24 protein-coding genes are annotated in these 25,176 nt (G+C 58.0%); 8 read left to right on the top strand and 16 right to left on the bottom strand.

The window, feature by feature from the left end; genetic code table 11:
- Positions 1-25: 25 nt before the first annotated feature.
- Positions 26-2,287 (bottom strand): 5-methyltetrahydropteroyltriglutamate--homocysteine S-methyltransferase, encoded by a 2,262-nt coding sequence (metE, locus tag F3J31_RS22640; protein WP_167215659.1) that lies wholly within the window; start codon positions 2,285-2,287, stop codon positions 26-28.
- A 115-nt stretch (positions 2,288-2,402) separates the two neighbouring features.
- Between metE and metR the strand changes: the two genes are divergently transcribed.
- Entirely contained in the window at positions 2,403-3,356 is a 954-nt protein-coding gene (metR, locus tag F3J31_RS22635) for an HTH-type transcriptional regulator MetR (protein WP_167215656.1), read from the top strand.
- Here metR and F3J31_RS22630 read toward each other — a convergent pair.
- The 3 genes from F3J31_RS22630 to pldB all read right to left on the bottom strand — a co-directional run bounded on the left by F3J31_RS22630 (position 3,244) and on the right by pldB (position 6,050).
- Positions 3,244-4,143, bottom strand: a complete 900-nt coding sequence (locus tag F3J31_RS22630) for a carboxylate/amino acid/amine transporter (RefSeq protein WP_167215653.1) — start codon at positions 4,141-4,143, stop codon at positions 3,244-3,246. The genes metR and F3J31_RS22630 overlap by 113 nt on opposite strands.
- Before the next feature lie 82 nt (positions 4,144-4,225).
- Positions 4,226-5,026, bottom strand: a complete 801-nt coding sequence (gene yigL / locus F3J31_RS22625; protein ID WP_021242854.1) for a sugar/pyridoxal phosphate phosphatase YigL — start codon at positions 5,024-5,026, stop codon at positions 4,226-4,228.
- Between the two features lie 31 nt (positions 5,027-5,057).
- Entirely contained in the window at positions 5,058-6,050 is a 993-nt protein-coding gene (pldB, locus tag F3J31_RS22620; protein WP_045417641.1) for a lysophospholipase L2, read from the bottom strand.
- Positions 6,051-6,159: 109 nt separating this feature from the next.
- On the opposite strand from pldB, the gene rhtB reads away from it, so the two are divergent.
- Positions 6,160-6,780 (top strand): homoserine/homoserine lactone efflux protein, encoded by a 621-nt coding sequence (gene rhtB / locus F3J31_RS22615; protein WP_167215650.1) that lies wholly within the window; start codon positions 6,160-6,162, stop codon positions 6,778-6,780.
- On the opposite strand, the gene rhtC is transcribed toward rhtB, so the two are convergent.
- From rhtC to pldA, 3 genes are all read right to left on the bottom strand, one after another.
- Complete coding sequence (gene rhtC / locus F3J31_RS22610; protein WP_010426287.1) at positions 6,777-7,397, bottom strand: threonine export protein RhtC; 621 nt, start codon at positions 7,395-7,397, stop codon at positions 6,777-6,779. The two genes, rhtB and rhtC, sit on opposite strands and share 4 nt — an antisense overlap.
- A gap of 61 nt (positions 7,398-7,458) precedes the next feature.
- The gene (gene recQ, locus F3J31_RS22605; RefSeq protein WP_032644788.1) at positions 7,459-9,288 is read right to left on the bottom strand and encodes an ATP-dependent DNA helicase RecQ; all 1,830 of its coding nucleotides are present in this window, start codon (positions 9,286-9,288) and stop codon (positions 7,459-7,461) included.
- A 90-nt stretch (positions 9,289-9,378) separates the two neighbouring features.
- A complete protein-coding gene (pldA, locus tag F3J31_RS22600; RefSeq protein ID WP_023615553.1) occupies positions 9,379-10,248 on the bottom strand; it encodes a phospholipase A in 870 nt (289 codons plus the stop codon).
- Positions 10,249-10,411: 163 nt separating this feature from the next.
- Between pldA and yigI the strand changes: the two genes are divergently transcribed.
- Both yigI and rarD read left to right on the top strand, forming a co-directional pair.
- Positions 10,412-10,879, top strand: a complete 468-nt coding sequence (gene yigI, locus F3J31_RS22595) for an acyl-CoA thioesterase YigI (RefSeq protein WP_008501538.1) — start codon at positions 10,412-10,414, stop codon at positions 10,877-10,879.
- 51 nt (positions 10,880-10,930) lie between these two features.
- The gene (rarD, locus tag F3J31_RS22590; protein ID WP_045909225.1) at positions 10,931-11,827 is read left to right on the top strand and encodes an EamA family transporter RarD; all 897 of its coding nucleotides are present in this window, start codon (positions 10,931-10,933) and stop codon (positions 11,825-11,827) included.
- A gap of 83 nt (positions 11,828-11,910) precedes the next feature.
- Here the strand turns inward: rarD and corA are convergent, their stop codons facing one another.
- The 8 genes from corA to F3J31_RS22555 form a co-directional block, all read right to left on the bottom strand.
- Positions 11,911-12,861, bottom strand: coding sequence for a magnesium/cobalt transporter CorA (gene corA / locus F3J31_RS22585; RefSeq protein ID WP_008501540.1), 951 nt, complete (start codon positions 12,859-12,861; stop codon positions 11,911-11,913).
- A 150-nt stretch (positions 12,862-13,011) separates the two neighbouring features.
- A complete protein-coding gene (ysgD, locus tag F3J31_RS23490) occupies positions 13,012-13,068 on the bottom strand; it encodes a YsgD/CorL family protein (RefSeq protein ID WP_212743980.1) in 57 nt (18 codons plus the stop codon).
- Positions 13,069-13,217: 149 nt separating this feature from the next.
- Positions 13,218-15,380 (bottom strand): DNA helicase II, encoded by a 2,163-nt coding sequence (gene uvrD, locus F3J31_RS22580; protein ID WP_023333805.1) that lies wholly within the window; start codon positions 15,378-15,380, stop codon positions 13,218-13,220.
- Positions 15,381-15,456: 76 nt separating this feature from the next.
- Positions 15,457-16,173 carry a 5-amino-6-(5-phospho-D-ribitylamino)uracil phosphatase YigB gene (yigB, locus tag F3J31_RS22575; RefSeq protein ID WP_167215647.1) on the bottom strand — a complete coding sequence of 239 codons (717 nt, stop codon included), beginning with the start codon at positions 16,171-16,173 and terminating at the stop codon, positions 15,457-15,459.
- On the bottom strand, positions 16,173-17,075 hold the full coding sequence (gene xerC / locus F3J31_RS22570; RefSeq protein WP_024907983.1) for a tyrosine recombinase XerC: 903 nt from the start codon (positions 17,073-17,075) through the stop codon (positions 16,173-16,175). Before xerC ends, yigB begins: the two co-directional genes overlap by 1 nt.
- Positions 17,072-17,779: a DUF484 domain-containing protein gene (locus F3J31_RS22565; RefSeq protein ID WP_167215644.1), complete on the bottom strand. Its 708-nt coding sequence runs from the start codon at positions 17,777-17,779 to the stop codon at positions 17,072-17,074. Before F3J31_RS22565 ends, xerC begins: the two co-directional genes overlap by 4 nt.
- Entirely contained in the window at positions 17,776-18,600 is an 825-nt protein-coding gene (gene dapF / locus F3J31_RS22560) for a diaminopimelate epimerase (RefSeq protein ID WP_008501545.1), read from the bottom strand. Before dapF ends, F3J31_RS22565 begins: the two co-directional genes overlap by 4 nt.
- Before the next feature lie 35 nt (positions 18,601-18,635).
- Positions 18,636-18,839 carry a lipoprotein gene (locus F3J31_RS22555; protein WP_032646076.1) on the bottom strand — a complete coding sequence of 68 codons (204 nt, stop codon included), beginning with the start codon at positions 18,837-18,839 and terminating at the stop codon, positions 18,636-18,638.
- A 135-nt stretch (positions 18,840-18,974) separates the two neighbouring features.
- Between F3J31_RS22555 and cyaY the strand changes: the two genes are divergently transcribed.
- Positions 18,975-19,295 carry an iron donor protein CyaY gene (cyaY, locus tag F3J31_RS22550; RefSeq protein ID WP_045909228.1) on the top strand — a complete coding sequence of 107 codons (321 nt, stop codon included), beginning with the start codon at positions 18,975-18,977 and terminating at the stop codon, positions 19,293-19,295.
- Between the two features lie 91 nt (positions 19,296-19,386).
- On the opposite strand, the gene cyaA is transcribed toward cyaY, so the two are convergent.
- On the bottom strand, positions 19,387-21,930 hold the full coding sequence (gene cyaA, locus F3J31_RS22545) for a class I adenylate cyclase (protein ID WP_045909229.1): 2,544 nt from the start codon (positions 21,928-21,930) through the stop codon (positions 19,387-19,389).
- 349 nt (positions 21,931-22,279) lie between these two features.
- On the opposite strand from cyaA, the gene hemC reads away from it, so the two are divergent.
- Genes hemC through hemX form a run of 3 tightly spaced genes read left to right on the top strand, consistent with a single transcriptional unit; the run spans position 22,280 to position 25,175 of the window.
- The gene (gene hemC, locus F3J31_RS22540) at positions 22,280-23,221 is read left to right on the top strand and encodes a hydroxymethylbilane synthase (RefSeq protein ID WP_048030786.1); all 942 of its coding nucleotides are present in this window, start codon (positions 22,280-22,282) and stop codon (positions 23,219-23,221) included.
- Positions 23,218-23,958 carry a uroporphyrinogen-III synthase gene (gene hemD / locus F3J31_RS22535; RefSeq protein ID WP_167215640.1) on the top strand — a complete coding sequence of 247 codons (741 nt, stop codon included), beginning with the start codon at positions 23,218-23,220 and terminating at the stop codon, positions 23,956-23,958. Before hemC ends, hemD begins: the two co-directional genes overlap by 4 nt.
- A gap of 20 nt (positions 23,959-23,978) precedes the next feature.
- Positions 23,979-25,175, top strand: a complete 1,197-nt coding sequence (hemX, locus tag F3J31_RS22530) for a uroporphyrinogen-III C-methyltransferase (RefSeq protein WP_167215637.1) — start codon at positions 23,979-23,981, stop codon at positions 25,173-25,175.
- The last annotated feature ends 1 nt before the right edge of the window (position 25,176 follow it).

Genomic DNA, 25,176 nt, shown 5'->3' with positions numbered 1-25,176 from the left:
GACGCCCGGCCATCGCGCGTCACAATTATGCCTGACGCAAATTCTGTGCTGCCTTCACCATATTCGCCAGCGCGGCGCGGGTTTCCGGCCAGCCGCGGGTTTTCAGGCCGCAGTCCGGGTTCACCCACAGGCGCTCAGCCGGAATGCGCTGTGCCGCTTTTTTCAGCAAGGCTTCAATCCACTCCACGCTCGGCACGTTCGGGGAGTGAATGTCATACACGCCCGGTCCGATTTCGTTCGGGTACTCGAACTCTTCGAACGATTCCAGCAGCTCCATGTCTGAGCGCGACGTCTCAATGGTGATCACGTCAGCGTCCAGCGCGGCAATCGAATCCATGATGTCGTTAAATTCGCAGTAACACATGTGGGTGTGGATCTGCGTGTCGTCCTTCGCCACCGCGGCGTTGATGCGGAACGCCTCCACGCCCCACTTCAGGTAGGCATCCCAGTCGCTGCGACGCAGCGGCAGACCTTCGCGCAGGGCCGGTTCGTCAATCTGGATGATGCCTATGCCTGCAGCTTCCAGATCTGCCACTTCATCACGCAGCGCCAGCGCGATTTGCTTCGCGATGGTTTCACGGGTTACGTCTTCGCGCGGGAAGGACCAGCAAAGGATGGTCACCGGACCGGTGAGCATGCCTTTCACCGGCTTGTCGGTCAGGGACTGCGCGTATTTCGCCCACTCCACGGTGATCGCTTCCGGACGGCTGACGTCGCCGATCACCACCGGCGGCTTCACGCAGCGGGAGCCGTAGCTCTGCACCCAGCCATTCTGGGTAAACACAAAGCCGTCGAGATGCTCACCGAAGTACTCCACCATGTCGTTACGCTCAGCCTCACCGTGCACCAGTACGTCCAGCCCCAGTCGCTCCTGCTCGATAATCGCCTGCTTGATGTGTTCGGCGATACCGGTGCGGTAGTGATTCGCATCCAGGTTGCCCTTTTTGAAGTCCAGACGCAGGCCACGGATTTCGGTGGTTTGTGGGAAGGAACCGATGGTGGTGGTCGGCCACGCAGGCAGGTTGAAGCGGGCACGCTGCGCTTCGGCGCGCACCTCATATGGGCTCTGACGCTGGCTGTCCTGGGCGGTGATGGCCGCCAGGCGTTTTTCCACCGCCGGGTTATGCACACGCGCCGAGTGACGACGTGCCTGAATCGGCGCACTCCATGCGCTGATCGCCGCCGTGTCGCCGCTGTTCAGCGCATCGCGCAGCAGCGTCAGCTCTTCACATTTTTGCAGGGCGAAGGCAAACCAGCTTTTGACCTCAGCATCAAGACGGGTTTCCACGCTCAAATCGATCGGGCTGTGCAGCAGGGAGCAGGACGAGGCCACCCACAGCTCACGTTTGCCGACGATGTCCTTAATCTGCGCGTATTTCTCGGTCAGATCGGCGCGCCAGACGTTACGACCGTTAACCAGACCCGCGGAGAGCAGCCAGTCTGCAGGCAGTCGCTTGTGCAGTTCCGCGACATCGTCTTTGCCGTGAACCAGGTCAGCGTGCAGGCCCTGAACCGGCAGCGCGGTAATGGTGTTCAGGTTCGGCGTGACGCCCTCAAAATAGGTGGTCAGCAGCAGCTTCACCTGCCCCGCCAGCGCGTCATACGCCGGTTTGAAGGCATCGAGCCAAACCTTGGGCAGTTCGAGCACCAGCGCCGGCTCGTCGATTTGCACCCACTGAATGCCGCGCTTGCCCAGCTCAATCAGCACCTGTTTATAGACCGGCAGAATATCCTTCAGCAGGCTGAGCCGGTCAAATTGCTCGCCTTTTACTTTGCCCAGCCACAGGTACGTTACCGGCCCAAGCAGCACGGGTTTCACCTGGTGGCCCAGCGCCAGCGCTTCGTCCACTTCATCCAGAAGCTGCGTCCAGGTCAGCCTGAACTGCTGACCCTTTACGAACTCCGGCACCATATAGTGATAGTTAGTGTTAAACCATTTAGTCATTTCCGCCGCTGCCGCTGGCTCACCCGTTGGCGCACGGCCACGGCCGATGCGGAACAGAGTATCGATATCTACCGATCCATCTTTGTTCTGATGACGAGCCGGCACGTTGCCAAGCAGCAGGCTGGTCGTCAGAACATGGTCGTACCAGGCGAAATCGCCCACCGGCAGCAGGTCAATTCCCGCCTGTTTTTGCTGATCCCAGTGACGGGCGCGCAGCTCGCGTCCCACCGCCAGCAGTTCTTCACGGGTGGCGTTACCCGCCCAGTAGCTTTCTTGCGCTTTTTTCAGCTCGCGACGCAGGCCAACGCGAGGGAAACCGAGTGTGTGATTGCGGATTGTCATGGTGTGCCCCTTATGAAATTCGTTATTTAGACGTCCAGATGTTTACACATCTATAATTGGCAGGTACTGTATATTCCTCAAGCGCAAAATGTTCATGGCGAAGTGAAGGACTTTCATGATCGAGATAAAACACCTGAAAACGCTACAAGCGTTGCGGAACTGCGGCTCGCTCGCGGCGGCGGCGGCCACGCTGCACCAGACCCAGTCCGCCCTTTCTCACCAGTTCAGCGATCTGGAACAACGCCTCGGCTTCCGTCTTTTTGTGCGCAAGAGCCAGCCGCTGCGCTTTACGCCCCAGGGCGAGATCCTGTTGCAGCTGGCGAATCAGGTCCTGCCGCAAATCGCCAGCGCGCTCCAGGCGTGCAACGAACCGCAGCAGACCACGCTGCGTATCGCCATTGAGTGCCATAGCTGTATTCAGTGGCTGACCCCCGCGCTTGAGAACTTCCGCCAGAAGTGGCCGCAGGTGGAGATGGACTTCAAATCCGGCGTAACGTTCGACCCGCAGCCCTCGCTGCAGCAGGGCGAGCTGGATCTGGTGATGACGTCCGATATTCTGCCGCGCAGCGGCCTGCACTATTCGCCGATGTTTGATTATGAAGTACGCCTGGTACTGGCGCCGGATCATCCGCTGGCGGCCAAAACGCGCATCACGCCGGAAGACCTGGCGACGGAAACGCTGCTGATTTACCCGGTTCAGCGCAGTCGTCTGGATATCTGGCGACACTTCCTGCAGCCCGCGGGCATCAGTCCGCAGCTGAAAAGCGTGGATAACACCCTGCTGTTGATTCAGATGGTGGCGGCCAGAATGGGTATCGCGGCGCTGCCGCACTGGGTGGTAGAGAGCTTTGAGCGCCAGGATCTGGTGGTGACCAAAACCCTGGGTGAAGGACTGTGGAGCCGGCTGTACGCCGCTGTGCGCGATGGCGAGCAGCGTCAGCCGATTACGGAGGCGTTTATTCGCTCAGCGCGGAACCACGCGTGCGACCATCTTCCGTTTGTGCGGAGCGCGGAGCGACCCAGCGGCGATGGACCCACAGCGAAGCCAGGATCACCGCTCCCCCAATAAGGAAGCTCGGCCAGTGCGGCTGTTGCTGCCAGATGGCAAGGTTGACCAACAACCCAGCCGGGACATGCACGTTGTTCATGATCCCCAGCGTACCGGCGTCGACCTGCGTCGCGCCGTAATTCCACATGAAGTACCCCAACCCGGAAGCCACGACGCCCAGCCAGATCAGCACGCCCCACTGCACGGGAGTAGTCGGCAGCTTTTGCGGGTTACCGAGCATAAACCACGCCGCCACCGCGACCATCGCGGCCCCCAGGTAGAACCACGCGAACGCGTTATGCTGCGGCATCGGACGGGTTTCCATCAGGCGTTTGTAGCCCACCATGCCGATGGCGAAACTGATATTGGCGAGCTGGACGAACATCAGCCCGGTCCAGAAGTGATCGCTCACTTTGTCGTAGCGAATAATCGCCGCGCCGATCACCGCCAGCGCCGCGCTCAGCAGGTATCCCCAGCGCAGACGGCGTTTACTCAGCAGATCGTAAATCAGCGTGATGTAGAGCGGCGTCAGCACGGTAAAGAGCAGGAATTCCGAGACAGACAGATAGACGTAAGCCCGGAAGCTGAACAGGTACATGATGCCGAGCTGCATCGCCCCCACCAGCATGTACAGCACAATCGTTTTCAGCGACTGTCCGCGCGTGCGCAGAAACGGCAGGAACACCAGCGCCGCCAGCCCTACGCGCATCAGCACCGAGAAGTAGCTGTCGACTGAACCGGCAAGGTATTCGCCAATCAGGCTAAAGGAGAAGGCCCACAGGATAGTGGTGATAATGAGTAGCGCCACAATGCTTGTCTCTCAGAAAGAAGGACAGGCATTGTAGCGAACTCTTTAGTTGACATCTGAGCAATAAACAATCAAATGAAGATTATTCAAGGAACAGCTTGCGCAGGTATTTCGGTACCGCGTTGTCAGCGTTAGAACCAATCACCTCCAGCTCCGGGTGCAGATCTTTCAGACGCTGATGCGCGTTCTGCATGATGCAGCCCTTGCCCGCCATCGACAGCATTTCGGCATCGTTCATGCCGTCACCAAAGGCGATACAGTCTTTCAGCTCGAAGCCCAGACGTTTCGCGACCGCTTCCAGGGCGTGGCCTTTCGAGACACCTCCCGCCATCACTTCCAGACAGGTGAGCGTTGAGAAGCTGACGTTAACGCGATCGCCCCAGCGGGCGTTGATCGCCTGTTCCAGCGGGAGCAGTTCTTCGTGGCTGTCGCAGGTGAAGAACACCTTACTGATCCCCTCTGGCTCAAGAAGGCCCGGCTCGTACAGGGAGTAGTTAAATACCGCTTCTTTGAAGAAACGCATTTCATCCGGACGGTGGCGGTTCATGAACCAGTCGTCGTCACGGTAAACGTTCGTGACGATAGCCGGATTATTGTGCACCACGCCAAACAGATCGGCGGCAATATCGCGATCCAGGTTGTGGGTGAAGATCAGGTTGCCGTCGGTATCATGCACGCGCGCACCGTTGGAGGTGATCATGTACGATTTGATCTCAAGATTATCGCGGATCTGCCCCACGTCGACATGGTGGCGGCCGGTGGCAAACACAAAGTTCACGCCCCGTGCCGTCAGCAGCTTTAGGGTCTCTTTCGCGTAAGGCGACAGGGTGTGGTCAGGGGAAAGCAGCGTGCCATCTAAATCAGATGCAACAACCTGGTACATAGGGATTTCAACCTCTGGTGGAAAACGATAATCAATTATGCCTGTTGAAAAATTCAACAATGGCGTTGAGCGCGACTGAGCGCATAGCGTCCTTTTCAAAAAGGATCTCATGGTACGCGCCGTTGATGACCAGCGGTTTACCCCCTTCGCAGGGGTGACCGGCGGCGGCGCGCAGTTCACAATAGCGGTCATGCATGCGGTTATCCACCACACGCTCTTCTTCCGCCTGGATCAGAAGCGTCGGCGTGTCATCATCGCCCACGCCTGCCAGCACCTGCTCACCGGCCAGAATACCTTCCCGCACCCAGTGCCAGGTCGGGCCGCCGACGCGTAAGCGTGGTTCATCGGCATAAAAGCGCAGATTGCGGCGATAACGCTGCCGACTGTGGGTTAAGACGTTGATGGCGAACGGCAGCGCGCGCCAGCGTCCGGTTCCGATGGCATAGCCTTCACGAATGCGCTGATGGCCCTCAGCCCAGTCAAGAAGATGGCGCACCATCCAGTCCGGGAAACGTATGACGATACCGTACATCGGCGCGGTCAGCGCAATGGCATCGCACTGGTGTTCATAACGCTGCAAAAACAGCGTCGATATCGCGCCCCCCATGGAGTGCGCAAGGATGTATCGCTTACGCCAGGGACCGGGCTGAACTTCCTGCTGCCAGAACGCGGCAAAATCGTCGACGTAATCGCTGAAGCGATCGACGTGCCCACGGTGCGTATCCGGAAGCATGCGCCCGGACAGCCCCTGTCCTCGATGGTCGATGATGAGCACATCGAACCCCATATGGACCAGGTCATAGGCCAGTTCGGCGTATTTAACGTAGCTTTCAATACGCCCCGGGCAGACCACGATGACCCGATCATTTTTTTCATTACGGAAACGAACGAAGCGTACCGGGATGCCGCCGACGCCCGTAAACGCATCTTCCTCACGCTGGCGCCAGAAATCGGTCAGCGGCCCCATGGAGAAAGCAGCAAATGCGTTTTCTCGTGTTTCCCAGTCCTTTTTCTGCTGAAACATCGGGTTTCTACTCACCTATGCCAAGGAATATCGTTTTTTCGTAACCGGTCACAAAATGACTCAACAATAGCGTATTGTGGCATAAAAACAGACGTTTCGGGAGTTTCAAATGACCTTCGAGTGGTGGTTCGCTTACCTGCTGACATCCATCATCCTTAGCCTTTCACCGGGCTCGGGCGCCATTAACACCATGACCACCTCCATCAACCACGGCTATCGCGGTGCGGCGGCATCCATTGCCGGTTTGCAGACCGGGCTGGGCATTCATATCGTGCTGGTCGGGATTGGTCTGGGAACCTTGTTCTCCCGCTCCGTGCTGGCCTTTGAAGTGCTGAAATGGGCCGGGGCGGCGTATCTGATTTGGCTCGGCATCCAGCAGTGGCGCGCGGCAGGCTCCATTAACCTCAACACGCTCGCGAAGACGCAAAACCGCGGCCATCTGTTTAAGCGCGCGGTCTTCGTCAACCTGACCAACCCGAAGAGCATTGTGTTCCTCGCCGCGCTGTTCCCGCAGTTTATCGTGCCGCATCAGCCCCAGGTGATGCAGTACGTGGTGCTGGGCGCGACCACCATTATTGTCGATATCATCGTGATGATTGGTTACGCGACGCTGGCGCAGCGGATTGCGGCGTGGATTAAAGGGCCTAAGCAGATGAAGGCCCTGAATAAAGTCTTTGGTTCGCTGTTTATGCTGGTTGGCGCGCTGCTTGCGTCAGCGCGTCATGCTTAGCGAGAGATAATGAGATGAATGCCGAAGCCGGCGAACAGCGCGCCGGCGAAGCCGTCAATCCACTTCGCGATACGCTGGTAGCCACGGCGCATCGCCGGTAAGGCAAACAGGCTGGCCACGATGGTAAACCAGGCAAAGGTTTCCACAACGATCAGCAGGAAGATGCCCCAGCGTGCGCCCGCACCGACGCTATCCCCCACAAACAGCGAGAACACGGAGCCGAAATAGATAATCGCTTTCGGGTTCGCCAGGTTGGTCAGCAGCCCTTTTACAAAGCTGCGGCCGCCCGTTGCCAGCTCTACCTTTGGCTCTTCCGGTTTTTTCTCTTCTTTCTTCAGCGCCCCGCGCAGCATCTGGTAGCCCATCCAGCACAGGTACAGCCCGCCGCCGACCATAATGATGTTATGCAGCCAGGCCATCTTCGCCAGGATCAGGTTCAGACCGAGCAGCGCAACGGCCGCCCAGACCATAACGCCCATGGTGATACCGAGCACGCCCATCATCGCCTCTTTGCGGGAGCGGCTGACGGCCGTTTGTGACACGAAGAAAAAGTCAGGTCCCGGGCTCATCAGCGCAACAATGTGCACTAACGCCACGGTGAGAAATAGCATCAACATAATTAACTCGCGGGGAAATAATTCAGTGAGTCATCATCCTGGCACTTTTTCGCCCGGCTGACTACTCCTCATCATCACCGTCGGCGTGAGAACGGATGAGCGCCATAAACTCTTTACCGAAGCGCTCCAGCTTGCGCGTGCCGACGCCGTTGACGCTGAGCATTTCGCTGGCGCTGAGCGGCATTTGCTCGGCCATCTCAATCAGGGTCGCGTCGTTGAACACCACGTAAGGCGGGATATTCTCTTCATCGGCGATGGCTTTACGCAGCTTGCGCAGTTTGGCGAACAGCTTGCGGTCGTAGTTGCCGCCGTACGATTTTTGCATCACCCGCGGCTTGAGGGCGACCACGCGCGGCACGGCGAGCTTCAGTTCAACGTCACCGCGCAGGACCGGACGCGCCGCTTCGGTCAGCTGTAGCGCGGAGTGCTGAGCAATGTTCTGCGTGGCAAAGCCGAGGTGGATCAGCTGACGAATAATGCTGACCCAGTGCTCGTGGCTCTGGTCCTTGCCAATACCGTAGACAGGCAGCTTGTCGTGGCCCATGTCGCGGATACGCTGGTTGTTGGCACCCCGCAGCACCTCCACCACGTAGCCCATCCCGAAGCGCTGGTTCACGCGGTAAATGGTCGAGAGTGCCTTACGTGCGTCCATCAGACCATCATACTGTTTCGGCGGATCCAGGCAGATATCGCAGTTACCGCAGGGCTCCTGTCGCCCTTCGCCAAAGTAGTTGAGCAGCACCAGACGACGGCAGGTTTGCGCTTCGGCAAACGCGCCCATCGCGTTGAGCTTGTGCCGCTCAATATCCTGCAGTTGCCCCTGCGGTTTTTCCTCCAGGCAGCGGCGCAGCCATGCCATATCGGCCGGATCGTAAAACAGCATCGCTTCCGCAGGCAGGCCGTCACGCCCGGCGCGGCCGGTTTCCTGATAGTAGGATTCGATATTGCGCGGAATGTCGAAGTGCACCACAAAGCGCACGTTCGGCTTGTTGATGCCCATCCCGAACGCCACCGTCGCAACCACGATCTGCAGATCATCACGCTGGAATTTCTCCTGCACGTCGGCGCGGATGTGGTTCTCTAACCCGGCATGATAGGCGGCGGCGCTAAAGCCGCGGTTTTGCAGCCGCGCGGCGGTGTCTTCCACCTTCGCCCGACTGTTGCAGTAGATGATGCCGGACTTGCCGCGCTGCTCCTGGACGTAGCGCAGGAGCTGATCCAGCGGCTTGAATTTTTCCATCAGCATGTAGCGGATGTTGGGGCGGTCGAAGCTGCTGACCTGAATATAAGGGTCGTTCAGCCCCAGCAGACGAACGATGTCCAGACGGGTGGTATCATCTGCCGTGGCGGTAAGCGCCATAAACGGCAGCTCGGGGAAGCGCTGACGCAGCTGGCCGAGGGCGGCGTATTCCGGGCGGAAATCGTGTCCCCACTGGGAAATACAGTGCGCTTCATCCACCGCCAGCAGGACCGGATTCCAGTGCGCGAGATGGTCGAGGAAGTTATCCAGCATCAGGCGTTCCGGCGCGATATACAGCAGACGGATCTGCCCTGTGCGACACCCGGCCATCACCTCTTGTTGCTGCTCCCGGGTTTGGGTCGAGTTAAGGCAGGCCGCCGCCACGCCGTTGGCGAGCAGCTGGTCAACCTGATCTTTCATTAGCGAAATAAGCGGGGATACCACGACCGTCAGGCCGTTAAGCACCAGCGCGGGCACCTGATAACAGAGGGATTTACCGCCGCCGGTCGGCATCACCACCAGGCAGTCACGGCCTTCCAGCACCGTTTCAATGATGGTTTCCTGGCCAGGGCGGAACTGCTGGTAGCCAAAGGTTTCATGCAAAACCTGTTTAGCCAGCGACTCCTGATTCAATACTTCCGCCTGCGCCACATTAACCCCATATGCCTGAAATGAAACAGGCGCTATTTTCAGCGCCTGAGAGAGAAACTTCAACGTTTAACGCAAAAACATTCGAGCAAGCTAGAGAATATCGTTCAGCATCACGCCCACGCCGACGCGGGTCTGGTTGAAGTTGTAATCGATAAGCGACTCGCCGTAGCCGCTGTAGACTTGCGTATAAAGGCGAACATGCTTGCTTACCGGATAGCTTAAGCCCACTTCCGCACCGCCGTAGCCGGTGTTCCAGTTGTACTGGCCTTTCGCACTCAGCACGGCATCACCTAGCTGGTAGCCGACTTTAAGCTGGTAGTAGCCCATATATTTGGTGATGTCCGGGTTGTCATCCGTGCTGCCGACCACATACCACGGCTTCACTTCCACCATCCAGTTACCGTTCTGCGCCATCAGGCGCGTATAGGCGCGGTTCCAGCTACGGGATGTCGGATCGGAACGCCCGTTAGAATCATGGTTAAAGCCCACTTCGACATCGCGCAGCGTCCAGCCGGCAAATTCATAGTCCGTTGCGAAGCCGAGGAACAGCTGCGGCTCATAGTTGGTTTCGCGGAACGGCGAGGATTCCCCACTGTTTGAGAGCTGCCACCAGGACTTCTGCGTATAAGAGGCACCAAACACCGAGTTCGGCCCCAGAATGCCGCGCCAGAACGGGAAGGCGAGGCTGAGCTGGAACTTCACCTCATCTTTACGCGCATTATCAGACCAGTTATAGGAGCTTATCGCCTCTTTGTTGAGATCGCTGGTCTGGGTATAAATCACGTAGTTGGTGTCATACGGATAGAGCGTGAACGGATTGTCATGCTCCTGAAGAAGGTTCGCGATAATGCTACCGTGAACGGCAGGCTTATCGTGCACCTCTTTGATTGTCGCTTCCTGTGCATAGGCTGTGAGGGGCAGCGAAACCGCCGCCAGTAACCAGGCCAGATACGTCCGCATCGGTGGTGTTCTCCTGCAAAAGAGTAAAATTGATTGAATAGTTATGTGGCGAACATTCTACAGACTTCTGCGACAACTGCTGCATCCTCGTTTCTGAAAGTGGCATTCCTCGTTGCCGAGGCATAAAATCAACATTTCGTTAACAATAAGGATGTGATGCCTCATGTCAGCCATGCTTACCGCCGAAGAAGTGTTAAAACTCGTGGGCGAGATTTTTGTTTACCATATGCCGTTTAACCGCGCGCTGGGACTGGAGCTGGAGCGTTACGAGAAGGACTTTGCCCAACTGAGCTTCAACAACCAGCCGATGATGGTAGGGAACTGGGCGCAAAGTATTTTGCACGGCGGGGTGATTGCCTCCGCGCTGGACGTGGCGGCAGGTCTGGTCTGCGTGGGCAGTACGCTGACGCGCCATGACACCATTAATGAAGACGAACTTCGCCAGCGTCTGGCGCGCATGGGCACCATTGATTTGCGCGTCGACTATCTTCGTCCGGGGCGCGGAAATCGCTTTACCTGTACCAGCAGCCTGCTGCGCGCGGGGAATAAAGTTGCCGTGGCGCGCGTTGAGTTACACAACGAAGAACAGGTTTATATCGCCAGCGCAACCGCCACTTATATGGTGGGTTGAGGCGGGAAAATCGGGTAAAATTGATTCACTTTTTTGTAACGGATTTTCCCGATGGATGCTAAACAGACGCGGCAGGGCGTTTTACTCGCCCTTGCCGCTTATTTTATTTGGGGTATCGCCCCGGCGTACTTCAAGCTTATCGCCTACGTTCCGGCTGACGAGATCCTCACTCACCGCGTCATCTGGTCGTTCTTCTTTATGATTGCGCTGATGAGCCTCAGCCGTCAGTGGTCGGGCGTCAAAACGCTGCTGCAGACCCCGAAGAAGATCTTCCTGCTGGCACTCTCTGCCGTGCTGATTGGTGGTAACTGGCTGCTGTTTATCTGGGCAGTGAATAACCATCACATGCTCGAGGCGAGCCTGGGGTACTTTATTAACCCGCTGGTGAATATTGTGCTGGGGATGATTTTCCTCGGCGAACGCTTCCGCCGGATGCAGTGGTTAGCGGTGATTCTGGCCTTCTGCGGCGTACTGGTGCAGTTGTGGACATTCGGCTCGCTGCCAATTATCGCCCTCGGCCTGGCGTTCAGCTTTGCCTTCTACGGCCTGGTACGCAAAAAGATTGCGGTGGAAGCGCAGACGGGGATGCTGTTTGAAACCCTCTGGCTGCTGCCGGTGGCGGCGATTTATCTCTTCGGCATCGCCGACAGCCCAACCAGCCACATGGGCAGCAACCCGTGGTCGCTGAACCTGATGCTGATGGCGGCGGGCGTGGTAACTACCATTCCACTGCTGTGCTTCACCGGTGCAGCGACGCGCCTGCGTCTCTCCACGCTGGGCTTCTTCCAGTACATTGGCCCGACGCTGATGTTCCTGCTGGCAGTGGTGTTCTACGGCGAAGTGCCGGGGGCAGATAAGATGGTGACGTTCGCCTTTATCTGGGTGGCGCTGGCGATTTTCGTTGCGGATGCGATTTATACCCAACGCAGAGTGCGTAAAGGGCTGTAGTGCCTTTTTGCCGGATGGCGGCTGCGCTTACCGGGCCTACAGGATCTGTAGGCCCGGTAAGCGTAGCGCCACCGGGCGGATTCTCACAGCCAGTTACGACGCTTAAAGTACAGATACGGCGCCAGGCCCGCGAGGATCATAAAGATAATCGCCCCCGGGTAACCAAAGCTCCACTTCAGCTCCGGCATAAACTCGAAGTTCATCCCGTAGCTGGATGCCACCAGCGTCGGCGGCAGGAACACCACGGACACCACCGAGAAGATCTTGATGATGCGGTTCTGCTCGATGTTGATAAAGCCCATCGCCGCCTGCATCAGGAAGTTGACCTTCTGGAACAGGGATTCGTTGTGCGGCAGCAGGGATTCGATATCTCGTAAGATCTCACGCGCCTGCTCCAGCTGACCGCCCGGCAGACGCGCCTTGCGCACCAGGAAGTTCAGCGCGCGCTGGGTATCCATCAGACACAAACGCACCTTCCAGCCGATATCTTCCAGCTCTGCCAGCGTGGACAACGCTTCGTCATATTCGTCGCCCTGATGGCCTTCCATGATCACGCGGCTCAGCTTTTCCAGATCGCTGTAGATGTTTTCAATTTCGTCCGCCAGCTGTTCAATTTTGGTCTCGAACAGATCGAGCAGCAGCTCGTACGCGTTGCCGTCTACCATCGCCTGGCTGCGGGCGCGCATGCGGTAGAGACGGAATGCCGGCAGCTCACGTTCGCGCAGGGTAAACAAACGGCCGTCGCGAATGGTAAACGCCACGGTGGAGTTACCCGCGTGGTCTTCGGCATCTTCAAAGAAGAAGAAGGAGTGAATGTGCAGGCCGTCTTCGTCTTCAAAAAAACGCGCGGATGCTTCGATGTCTTCCAGTTCCGGGCGCGTTGCCAGGCTTTGCCCCAGCTCAGATTGTACGCGAAGGCGCTCATCGTCGTCCGGCTCGACCAGATCCACCCATACGGCATCAATGAGGGGCTGTGACTCTTCGGCTTCAAGCCGAGTCAGTCGGTTATTTTCGAGTTGAAATGCGCTCAACATGACCGGGACTCCCAATGCAAAAAATATCGGACAGTTCGGTGGGCACACAGAAACAAATTGGGTTTCAGACCATTAAACAGCCTGACTCAGCGCGACGGGAATAGAGCAGTCGCTGACAACCACTAAGGCCATCAGCAAGAGGAGATAGCCTTAGGAGTTGTTCCTGGATGACAGGGAATTGAGCCAGTATCTACTGGGTGTGTCCAAGGCGAATGTCCTCTTAGCGTAATCGTGCGCGCATGTTACGCCAGCTATAACTGTGGCGTCAACACGCAACGGAACGCTGAAGGGCATTAATTGACCTTCACTGTATAAGGCTAGCAGATTATTGCAAAATAATGATATTTTTCTGAATGTTAGACTGTTTCCAGCTTCGCGTAGGCCGCCACCAGCCATTTGATCCCCTGCCCCTGGAACGCCACCTGCAGGCGGCTGTGTTCGCCGCTGCCTTCCAGATTCACAATGGTACCTTCGCCAAACTTCGAATGGCGCACGCGCTGGCCCAGCTTGTAGCCGGTGTCGGTTTCCGCAATCGGCGAGCCCATGCGCTGATGGCTGACCGGACGGCTGATGCTCGCCCGCAGACGCACCTCCTCCACGCACTCTTCCGGCAGTTCACCGATAAAGCGCGACGGACGGTGATAGACCTCTTTACCGTACAGACGGCGGGTTTCGGCGTAGGTCAGCGTTAGCTTTTGCATCGCACGCGTCACGCCCACGTAGGCCAGACGACGCTCCTCTTCCAGACGCCCGCCCTCATCCAGCGACATCTGGCTCGGGAACATCCCTTCTTCCATGCCAACGATGAACACCTGCGGGAACTCCAGACCTTTGGCGGAGTGCAGGGTCATGAGCTGAACCGCATCCTGCCAGGTGTCCGCCTGCCCTTCGCCCGCTTCCAGCGCGGCGTGGGAGAGGAACGCCTGCAGCGGCATCAGGTCTTCGTCTTCTTCGTTGTAGCTGAACTGGCGCGTTGCCGTGACCAGTTCCTCTAAGTTCTCAATACGGGTCTGGCCCTTCTCGCCTTTTTCCTGCTCGTACATGGTGCGCAAGCCGGAGTCTTTAATCACCCGGTCGGTCTGCACGTGCAGCGGCATGTCGGCGGTTTCCTGCGCCAGGGCGTCAATCAGCTCAAGGAAGCGCTGCAGGGCGCTGGCCGCGCGTCCGGCAAGGGCCTTTTCCTGCAGCAGCTCGCGGCACGCCTGCCACAGCGTCAGCTGGCGGTCGCGCGAGGCCTGACGCACCACGTCCAGCGTACGGTCGCCAATCCCGCGGGTTGGGGTGTTCACCACGCGTTCAAACGCCGCGTCGTCGTTACGGTTGGCAATCAGACGCAGATACGAGAGCGCATCTTTGATTTCCTGACGTTCGAAGAAGCGCATGCCGCCGTAAATGCGGTACGGCATGCTCACCTGCAGCAGCGCCTCTTCCAGCACGCGCGACTGGGCGTTGCTGCGATAGAGAATGGCGCACTGCTCCAGCGCGCCGCCGTTGTCCTGCCAGGTTTTGATGCGGTTGACCACGAAGCGCGCTTCGTCGAGTTCGTTAAACGCGCAGTAAATCGAAATCGGTTCGCCGTCTACGCCGTCGGTCCACAGCTTTTTACCCAGACGCCCGTTGTTGTTCTCAATCAGGGCGTTGGCCGCGCTCAGAATGTTGCTGGTTGAGCGGTAGTTCTGCTCCAGACGGATGGTCTGTGCACCCGGGAAATCGTTGAGGAAGCGCTGGATGTTCTCCACCTGCGCCCCGCGCCAGCCGTAGATCGACTGGTCGTCATCGCCCACGATCATCACCTTGCCGGTATCACCGGCCAGCAGGCGGATCCATGCGTACTGGATATTGTTGGTATCCTGGAATTCGTCCACCAGGATATTGGTAAAGCGTTCACGGTAGTGCTGCAGAATGTGCGGCTTGTTGAGCCACAGCTCGTGGGCGCGCAGCAGCAGCTCGGCAAAATCCACCAGACCGGCGCGATCGCACGCTTCCTGATAGGCCTTGTAGACGTTCTGCCAGGTCTGCTCGACCGGGTTGCCGAAGCTCTGAATGTGGTGCGGGCGCAGCCCCTCGTCTTTCTGACCGTTGATGTACCACATCGCCTGACGCGGCGGCCACTGCTTCTCATCGAGGTTCATCGCCTTGATCAGGCGCTTCAGCAGACGGAGCTGGTCTTCGCTGTCGAGGATCTGGAAATCCTGCGGCAGGTTGGCGTCCATGTGGTGCGCACGCAGCAGGCGATGCGCCAGACCGTGGAAGGTACCGACCCACATGCCGCCCTGGCTGGTGCCCATCAGCTGCGCGATGCGGTGGCGCATCTCCGCCGCCGCCTTGTTGGTGAACGTGACCGCCATGATGGAGTACGGCGAGCAGTTTTCCACGCTCTGCAGCCAGGCGATACGGTGAACCAGCACGCGCGTCTTACCACTGCCCGCTCCAGCCAGCACCAGCAGGTTGGTGCGCGAGGCGGCAACCGCGTCACGCTGTTTGTCATTAAGGCTGTCGAGCAGGTAAGAAACGTCCATTGGCACCGTCACGTCATGTCGGGCAGGCGAAGCGCATTCGCCAAAACCCTGTTAATTTATACAGAACAATTGATGATTATATCAGCGTCGTGAGGGATGCCAACCGCGAAATTTCCACGTGCGGCAGAAGACGGCTATCGGAGGCGATCATCAAGTCAGCGTTTTCCGGCTTGATCCAGCAGGCCTGCATGCCGCAGCGGATAGCGCCCGCCACGTCTGTGGTCAGGTCATCCCCCACGTGCAGGATCTCACCCAGCGGCAGGTTAAGCTTATCTGCCGCCAGATGGTACATGTCACTGAACGGCTTCGCGCGCCCGTGAGGACCCGCACGCAGCACGAATTCAAAGTAATCGCTCAGGCCAAACAGCTCCGGCTGGGCATTGCCGTTGGTGATGGCAACCAGCGGCCACTTTTCGGCAAGCTTCGCCAGCGTGTCGTGGGTTTCCTGCGGCACGTCGATACGGCTGCGCCATTTGGCGAAGTTTTCCATGGCCGCTTCTGCCCCAATGGCGGCATCCTGCGCGCTCAGGCCCACATTCAGCATCGCCTGCTCAACCGCGCGACGACGCCATTCTGTCACGTCGTGGTAAATGTCCGGCTCGGTCTCCCGCAGGGACTGGCGCAGCTTCTGGAAATCCTTGTTCTGTATCGCCTTCAGCGCGGGATGGTAGTTCTGCACAAACACCAGGGACTCCTGCTCGGTACGCAGGATCACCTCGCGGTTGTCATAAAGAGTGTCATCAAGGTCAAACGTCAGGGCTGAGATCTGACCGAGTGGGCGGTAAAAACGCATTATTTCCCCCGTTTGGCGCGTGGATGCGCCGCGTCATACACCGAGGCAAGGTGTTGGAAGTCTAAGTGGGTATAAATTTGTGTTGTCGACAGGTTCGCATGGCCAAGCAATTCCTGCACGCCGCGGAGATCGCCGCTCGACTCAAGCATATGTGTTGCAAAGGAGTGGCGCAGCTTGTGCGGATGCACGTGGCTGTTTAGACCCTGCTTAATGCCCCACTCCGCAAAGCGCTTCTGCACGTTACGCGCCGAGATCCGCTTGCCGAGTTTCGACAGGAACAGCGCATCTTCGTCGGAGCCAAACAGCCCGCGCAGGTCAAGCCAGTGCTCAATCCAGGAGACCGCATTGCGGCCAATCGGCAGGCGGCGCTCTTTGCTGCCCTTACCCATTACCCACACTTCGCCCGATTCCAGATCGAGATGCTTGAGATCAAGATTAACGAGTTCAGACAGACGCAGCCCGGCTCCGTACATCACCTCCAGCATTGCGCGGTCGCGCACGGCCAGCGGATCGTTCAGATCGATATCCAGCAGGCGGTTTACGTCGTCAACGTCAATATTTTTAGGCAGATGGCGCGGCGCCTTCGGCGTGGCGATCCCTTTTGCCGGGTTGGCTTTTAAGCCCCCCTGGCTGACCAGCCAGTCGAAGAAGCTGCGCAGCGCTGAGAGCCTGAGCGCCAGGCTCGCCGGGCTGAGGTTTTTTTTACGACTACGCACAACAAACCCGCGTACCGTCGCAGCATCACATTGTTGCCAGCTTTTCAGGCCGATTTCGTCGGCGATCTGCATGATGGCATCAAGCTGACGCTGATAGTTAAGCAGCGTAATGGGGCTAAGCTGACGCTCCACGCCGAGATAGCGCAGAAAGCGCGAGACGTCAGTGGCGAGCAGTCCGTCCGTCATACGCGCTCAATCCAGCGCTCCAGCAGCTCAGGCAGCATCAGGGCGATCTCCTGCAGCAGTTGCGTGGCTTGCCCCTGCTCATAGTGATGCGCGTCGCGGCTGGTAAATAAGATGACGCCCAGATCGCCATCGCGCCCCATCAGCGACATCGCCACCGAGCCAATCGCTTTGGCCTCCGGCAACACCACCAGCAGCTCAGGTCCATTAAGCGGCCCCAGATAGTGGTGTTCATGGCCCAGACGCTGTATGCGCAGCGGCTCAAACGCCTGACGGCTCAGTGCCAGATGGGTAAATCCCGACGGCGCGCCGATGCGCCAGCGGTCAGGGAAAAGACGAATCGTTGCGCCCGCCAGCCCCAGCTCGCGCGCCCAGCGGTGGAAGCGGCTGAGGAACTCGTCAAGGCTGTGCGCCGACGCCAGACGCGCCTGCAGATGCAGCAGACGATAGAACAGGCTTTCGTTGGTGCTGGCCTGCTCCATCAGCAGCGTCATGTTCTCTTCGAGCTGGTTGATGTGGTTGCGCGCGCGCGCCATATGCCATTCCACCAGCGACACGGTCCCGCGAACCGGATGCGGCACGCGCATCTCTTCGACGACGCGTGCATTGCGAATAAAAAACTCAGGATTGCGCAGCAGATAATCAACAACAGCCCTGTCGTCCAGTTCCGTCACTGTTTCCTGCAGTTCTTCCCCTGGTTGTTTCATAGATGGATAAACCCGTCATAGACATGTGCCGCCGGGCCAGTCATATACAGTGGATGACCCGGTCCTTTCCAGGCGATATCAAGCCGACCGCCCGGTAATTCCACGCGAACCTCTTCTGCCAGTAACCCCTGGGAGATGCCCACGGCCACTGCCGCACAGGCTCCGCTTCCGCAGGCCTGAGTCTCGCCCGCGCCGCGCTCATAAACCCGCAGACGAATGTGCTCGCGCTTCACCACCTGCATAAAACCGATGTTCGCGCGCTCCGGGAAACGTTCGTGGCTTTCCAGCACCGGGCCGAGCGTTTCAACCGCCGCGGTTTCCACATCATCAACCTGAATCACGCAGTGCGGGTTACCCATTGAGACGACGCCGCACAATACTGTCTGCTCGGCCGCCCGCATAATATAGGTCTTTTCCGCTTTGTTTGCGCGAAACGGCACGACGGAAGGCTCGAAGTTAGGTTCGCCCATGTTCACGCGCACCAGCTCATCATCGGTGACGCTGAGCACCATGCGACCATTGGCCGTGCTGACGCGAATATCACGTTTGTTGGTCAGCCCTTTCAGACGGACAAAGCGGGCGAAACAGCGCGCGCCGTTGCCGCACTGGTTCACTTCGCTGCCGTCCGCGTTAAAAATACGGTAGTGGAAATCGAGGTCGGGATCGTACGGCGGCTCAACCACCAGCAGCTGATCGAACCCCACGCCCAGATGCCGATCCGCCAGACGACGGATCAGTTCCGGGGAGAAAAACACATTCTGCGTTACCGCGTCGACGACCATAAAATCGTTGCCAAGGCCATGCATTTTAGAGAACTGCATCATTTGCTCCATTGCGCGGGTACAGAACGTTGTCGTCAGAGATTAACCTGAGTCGGGCCGCCGTTGTCGCCACGGTCGTTAGTGTTTGGCGTGGAAGACTCAATGCCGCTGTTAACCGGTTTCGTCGGCGGCGGTGCGGTTTTATCCGCAGGCGGAAAGTACAGTGGTCCCTTCAGTCCGCAGCCAGTCAGGCTAAACAGCGTGATGAGAACGGCAAGCGTTCGGAAAGCGTTTTTCATTATAAAGTTGCCCGTAAGTTCAAATCTGTTTCTATCATCGCAGGAGAAGACACAAAAGCAAGAGTTTGCCGCTTTCCTGCAACGGGAATTATTTAGGGTTATACTGCCGGCATCACGAAAAACAGGAACAAAACCATGAACGACAGTGAATTCCATCGCCTTGCCGACAACCTGTGGATGACCATCGAAGAGCGTATTGACGACTGGGACGGCGACAGCGATATCGATTGTGAAATCAACGGCGGTATCCTGACCCTGAGCTTCGAAAATGGCAGCAAAATTATTATTAACCGCCAGGAGCCGCTTCACCAGGTCTGGCTGGCCGCTAAACAGGGCGGCTATCATTTCGATCTGAAAGACGGGGAATGGGTTTGCGACCGCAGCGGCGTACCGTTCTGGGATCTGCTGGAACAGGCCGCGACTGCACAAGCGGGTGAGGCGGTGAGTTTCAGGTAGTTTTGTCGCCCGGTGGCGGCTACGCCTTACCGGGCCTGCAACGGCTCGAACCGTAGGCCGGGTAAGCGTAAGCGCCACCCGGCGAAAAGGCTCAGGAGAAATACTGCTGCAACAGCGGCGCGGTGTCCTGATTGGCAGGTGCGGCAGGCGTGACGGCCTGGGTGCGGAACGGAATCACCTGCGTACGACCGTCGACGTTCACAATCTGGTAGAACTGCGGCAGGTTAAAGTTGATAAAGCTTGAGCCGTAGGTAAAGCGGTCATGCGAAGAGGAGTAGAAGCGGCTGACGTCGCGCACCAGCTCCTCTTTACTGCCTTCACAGTGGTGATACACCTCGGCGCGGTTGGTCTCATCCAGAATGTAGATGTTAAACCCGGCGTTATCACCCGACTCTTCAAAGAAGAACTGAATAATCCCTTCACTGGCAAAGCCGTCCACCACCTGCGGAAGCTTAACGTGGTTGGTTTCCACCTGCACCGACAGGCCATGCAGCTTGTTATGCGAAATCGCGCCGTAGAATTCGATGGCGTTTTCCAGCTTCTGTACCGACACGTTGAGGCGTTCAAAGAACAGGCCCCAGGTCTGACCGGAGACGCGCAGCGCCTTAAAGCGCCCGGTTTCCTGACGGGTACTGGAGAGACGCAGTTCGATACATTCCGAGACCAGCTGCTGCACGCGGGTACGAATCAATCCACGCAGGTGCTGGCTGTAGCAGAACACTTCCACGCTGTCCGGCGGCGCGGCATCCTGGTGCATCTTGCCGAGAATGGTTTTCAGCGCCTCGATCATCGCCTGCTCGCCGTTGAAGTGCAGGGTACGCACTTCGTTCCACGAGTTGCGGTAGAGCAGGTCCACGCTGCCGACCAGGCAGTTTTGCTGCTCGCCAAAGCTAAAGACGTCCAGCTTGCGGAAGTCAAAATGAACCACCTGATTGCGGAAGGCCGCCGTCGGGTCATATTCCAGGTTGACGATGATCGCCAGATGGCGAATCTCGCACGGGCTGTAGAGCGCTTTTGGCGTCGGCGCAGGCAGACGCAGCGGGAAGTGGTGCGACACATCCGCGACCATCTCCTGCAGTTTAGCGAGATCGACCACCTCGTTGCCTTTGATAAACAGGCGCGTACGCGAGGTCAGCAGGCCGTTAAACCAGGCCCAGGCCACCAGCTTGTTCAGATAGCGGTTATATTCCAGCGGCTGATGGCTGATGATGGAATCCATGCTTGGCGCACGGTTATACAGATACCACCCGGTGCGGTTCGCGCGGCCCGGCGGCACATAGATAAAGGTCAGGTTCGGTTCTGACAGGTCAGGCGAAATCTGCGGGTTAACCAGCGTGACTTTACCCGGCAGCGCTTCAAACGCGGCGTACAGCTTACGGGTCAACACCCCAATGTCCTGCGGACTGGCGGAAACGCTGAGATTGTTACGGCGCGCAAAGCGGATCAGGTTACGGTAGCTTTGCATCATCGCATCGAGCAGTTCGTTGTGCGCTTCACGCACCTGATCGATTTTCCAGTTGGCCCGGTTGTCGAGCATGGACAGACGCGCTTCGTCCCATCCCCACTCTTTGACTAACTGACTGACCACTTCACGACGCCAGCCCACGCAGGCGCGCTCGCGGCTCAACTTCTCACAGACTTTGAGATAGAAACATCGACGCACCAGGTCAAGACGCGTGGTGTCATCAATGGCTTTCAGGTATTCGGTCACGCGTTCCAGCATCATGCAGTAGGCGTCGAGCCCGAAGGAGACGATTTCCCCGTCGTGCAGTCGCTGCTTGATGTCTTTCGCCAGCAGGCGCGGCGTCGGGTATTCCCAGGAATAGGCTTCAAGCAGCAGCGTTTTGAGCACCGCTTTGTACGGCGAGTCGATACTCTTATAGAGCTGCCAGAGGCTTGCGCCGAAGTACTCTTCCGCAGACAGAGAGCTGAGACCGCCGAGGTCCAGCCATTCGTTTGGCGTCAGTACGCCCTGCGCGTAAAGCGACATGACGTAATCGTCGTAATGCTCTTCCTCTTCACACGGGACCATATTCCACAGAATACGCTTCCCGGCCAGACGCACAGCAGTACGGTAGAATTCATCCAGCAACAGGATGTGCTGGGTCGAGCCGCAGTCCTCACCACCCAGACTGCCGCTTTCGTTATGGCGGAAACGGTTTTCATCAATCAGGAAGAAGCTCACTTCCACACCGAGCGATGCCGCCCAGCTCTCCAGCAGGCTGCATTTACGCTGCAGCAGCTGGCGCTCTTCGTTATCGAGCCAGGACTGATGGCAGACCCAGATGTCCAGGTCCGAAGAACAGCTTTGCCCTACCGATGAGGTGCTCCCCATTGAGTAAACGCCGGTAATCGGCAGTTCACCTTTTGGGGACTCCTGCGGCGGCATGCCGCGGTAGAGTTCCAGCTCGTTCAAATAATGCTGTTGGGTTTCATCAGGCGTGAAAAGGCAAATGCCCTGGGGAACGTTACCATCAAGGTAGCCAGGCATCAGCGGGTGGTGATAGTGCAATAATGTCGGCAGCAGACTGTATACCTGCTGGAAAGCAGGGCCCATAGCAGCAAGCGCGCGATCCACACGCAGTTGATTTATGGCATCCAGTCTCTGTTTCAGAGTCTCAATATAGAGGTACAAGACGTATCGCCTGATGTTTCCGGGTGTCGCAGCTATTCAAAACACGAGTAACAGCGGACCCGCAGTATTTCAAAAAGATAACCGTTACCCTTTTTCGCCCTTATCATTTTTGGTGGTACCGACGAAAAAATGGTCTAAAACGTGATCAATTTAACACCTTGCCGATTGACCGTAAAGAAAGATGCGCTACATACAAGTGTAGCACCGTTCTGTACGTGTAAATTCCTGAATACGGCTATGGCTGACGAATACGCCGCCTTGTCCCTCTCACGCTTCATCAACCGTAAAACTGCCATCCCAGAGTCAACAATGTTAGGATGGTTAGCGATTGATAATGACGGTAACAAGCATGTTAGACAATGTTTTGAGAATTGCCACACGCCAAAGCCCTCTCGCGCTCTGGCAGGCACATTATGTGAAGCAGCGCCTGGAAGCCTGCCACAGCGGATTGCGCGTCGAGCTGGTGCCGATGGTCACGCGCGGTGACGTGATCCTCGATACGCCGCTGGCGAAAGTGGGCGGCAAAGGCCTGTTCGTCAAAGAACTGGAACTGGCATTGCTTGAGAACCGCGCCGATATCGCCGTACATTCGATGAAAGACGTGCCCGTCGAGTTCCCGGAGGGGCTGGGGCTGGTGACCATCTGCGAGCGCGAAGATCCGCGCGATGCGTTTGTCTCTAACCGCTATGACTCGCTCGACGCGCTGCCAGCGGGTAGCGTGGTTGGCACGTCCAGTTTACGCCGTCAGTGTCAGTTGGCGGAGCGTCGTCCCGATCTGCTCATTCGCTCGCTGCGCGGTAACGTCGGCACGCGTCTGGGCAAGCTGGATAACGGCGATTACGATGCCATTATTCTCGCCGTTGCCGGCCTGAAGCGTCTGGGGCTGGAGGAACGTATTCGCGTGGCGCTGCCGCCAGAGCTGTCGCTGCCGGCTGTTGGCCAGGGTGCTGTCGGCATCGAGTGCCGCCTGGACGATGCGCGTACCCGCGCGCTGCTTGCTCCACTGAATCATGACGAAACCGCTACCCGCGTAAAAGCGGAGCGGGCGATGAATACCCGCCTCGAAGGCGGGTGCCAGGTTCCGATTGGCAGCTATGCTGAATTGACGAATGGCGAACTGTGGCTGCGCGCGCTGGTAGGCGCCCCGGACGGTTCGCAGATGGTGCGCGGCGAACGTCGCGGAAAAGCGCAAGATGCCGAGCAGCTTGGCGTGTCGCTGGCGGAAGAATTGCTGGATAACGGCGCCCGCGAGATTCTGGCTGACGTTTACAACGGAGAACCCCCTGCATGAGTATTCTCGTCACCCGCCCTTCTCCCGCAGGAGAGCAGTTAGTGAGCCGTCTGCGCACACTGGGGCAGGTGGCCTGGAGTTTTCCGCTCATTGAATTCTCCCCCGGTCGCGAGCTCTCTGCGCTCGCCGACCAGATGAATACCCTTCAGGACGGTGACCTGCTGTTTGCGCTGTCGCAGCATGCCGTGGAATTTGCCCACGCACAGCTGCAGCAGCAGGGACAGGCCTGGCCAACCGCCCCCCGCTATTTCGCGATTGGCCGTACAACGGCACTGGCACTGCATACCGTGAGCAGCGCGGACGTTCGTTACCCGTTAGATCGGGAAATCAGTGAAGTCTTGCTACAATTACCTGAATTACAAACTGTTGCCGGCAAGCGTGCGCTCATTTTGCGCGGCAATGGGGGCCGCGAGCTGCTGGGCGAAACGCTGCGTGAACGTGGTGCGAACGTGACGTTCGTTGAGTGCTATCAGCGCTGTGCAAAACACTACGACGGTGCGGAAGAGGCGATGCGCTGGCACGCGCGAGGCATCAATACGCTGGTGGTGACCAGCGGTGAAATGTTACAACAGCTTTGGGCGCTGATACCGCTTTGGTATCGCGAAAACTGGTTACTCCGCTGTCGGCTTCTGGTCGTCAGTGAGCGTCTGGCGAACCAGGCCCGGGAACTGGGCTGGCAGGATATTCGGATCGCTGATAACGCCGACAACGATGCGCTGCTGCGCGCATTACAATAACTCTCAAATGGGAAGCCATAATGACGGAACACGACAAATCCTCCGCCGTGGTTGAAGAGACCAGGGAGACTGTGGAGACGACGCCACAGCCAGAGACGACTGAGAAAACCGCTGAGAAGAAAAACGGCAGCAACAAAACAAGCCTCACGCTGAGCGCGCTTGCCATCGCCATTGCGCTGGCAGCGGGGGTTGGCCTGTACGGGCTGGTGAAGCAACAGAGCGCTAACCAGACGTCCACCAGCGACGCGCTGGTGAATCAGCTCACGGCCCTGCAAAAAGAGCAGGAGACGCAGAAAACCGAGCTGGAAGCCGTGATTAAGCAGCAGGCCGCGGCGCTCGCCGAAGCGAACAGCAAACAGGAAGAGCTGACCAAACAGCTGGGTGAAGTACAGCAGAAAGTCGCCACCATTTCCGGCACCGATGCCAAAACCTGGCTGCTCTCGCAGGCTGACTTCCTGGTGAAGCTCGCCGGACGTAAGCTCTGGAGCGATCAGGACGTCACCACCGCTGCCGCGCTGCTGAAAAGCGCCGATGCAAGCCTGGCGGACATGAACGACCCAAGCCTTATTACCGCCCGTCGCGCGATTACCGAAGACATCGCCAGCCTCTCCGCCGTCTCGCAGGTGGATTACGACGGCATTATCCTTAAAGTGAATCAGCTGTCGAATCAGATTGATAACCTGCAGCTGGCGGATAATAACGACGACGACTCCCCGATGGATTCCGACGGTACCGAGCTTTCGAGCTCCCTGAGCGAATGGCGCATTAACCTGCAAAAAAGCTGGCAGAACTTTATGGACAGCTTTATCACTGTCCGCCGTCGTGACGAAACTGCCGTACCGCTGCTCGCACCGAACCAGGACATCTATCTGCGCGAGAACATTCGTTCCCGCCTGCTGGTCGCTGCCCAGGCCGTGCCGCGTCATCAGGAAGAGACCTACAAACAGGCGCTGGATAACGTCTCAACGTGGGTACGCGCCTACTACAACACCGATGATGCGACGACCACCGCCTTCCTCGAAGACATTGATAAGCTCAGCCAGCAGAACATCACCATGAACGTGCCGGATAAGCTGGCCAGCCAGCCGATTCTGGAGAAATTGATGCAGACGCGCGTACGTAACCTGCTGGCACAACCGGGCGTTCCGGCTGAGCAGACGAGCGGAGCGGCTCCAGCTACGACTCCTGCGCCTGAAAGCGCACCGCAGGGAGAGTAAT

The organism is Enterobacter sp. Acro-832 (assembly GCF_011752745.1).
Classification (GTDB): Bacteria; Pseudomonadota; Gammaproteobacteria; order Enterobacterales; family Enterobacteriaceae; genus Enterobacter; species Enterobacter quasiroggenkampii.
The sequence above is the reverse complement of the archived record's forward strand: the minus strand, read 5'-3'. Positions and strand labels throughout refer to the sequence as shown.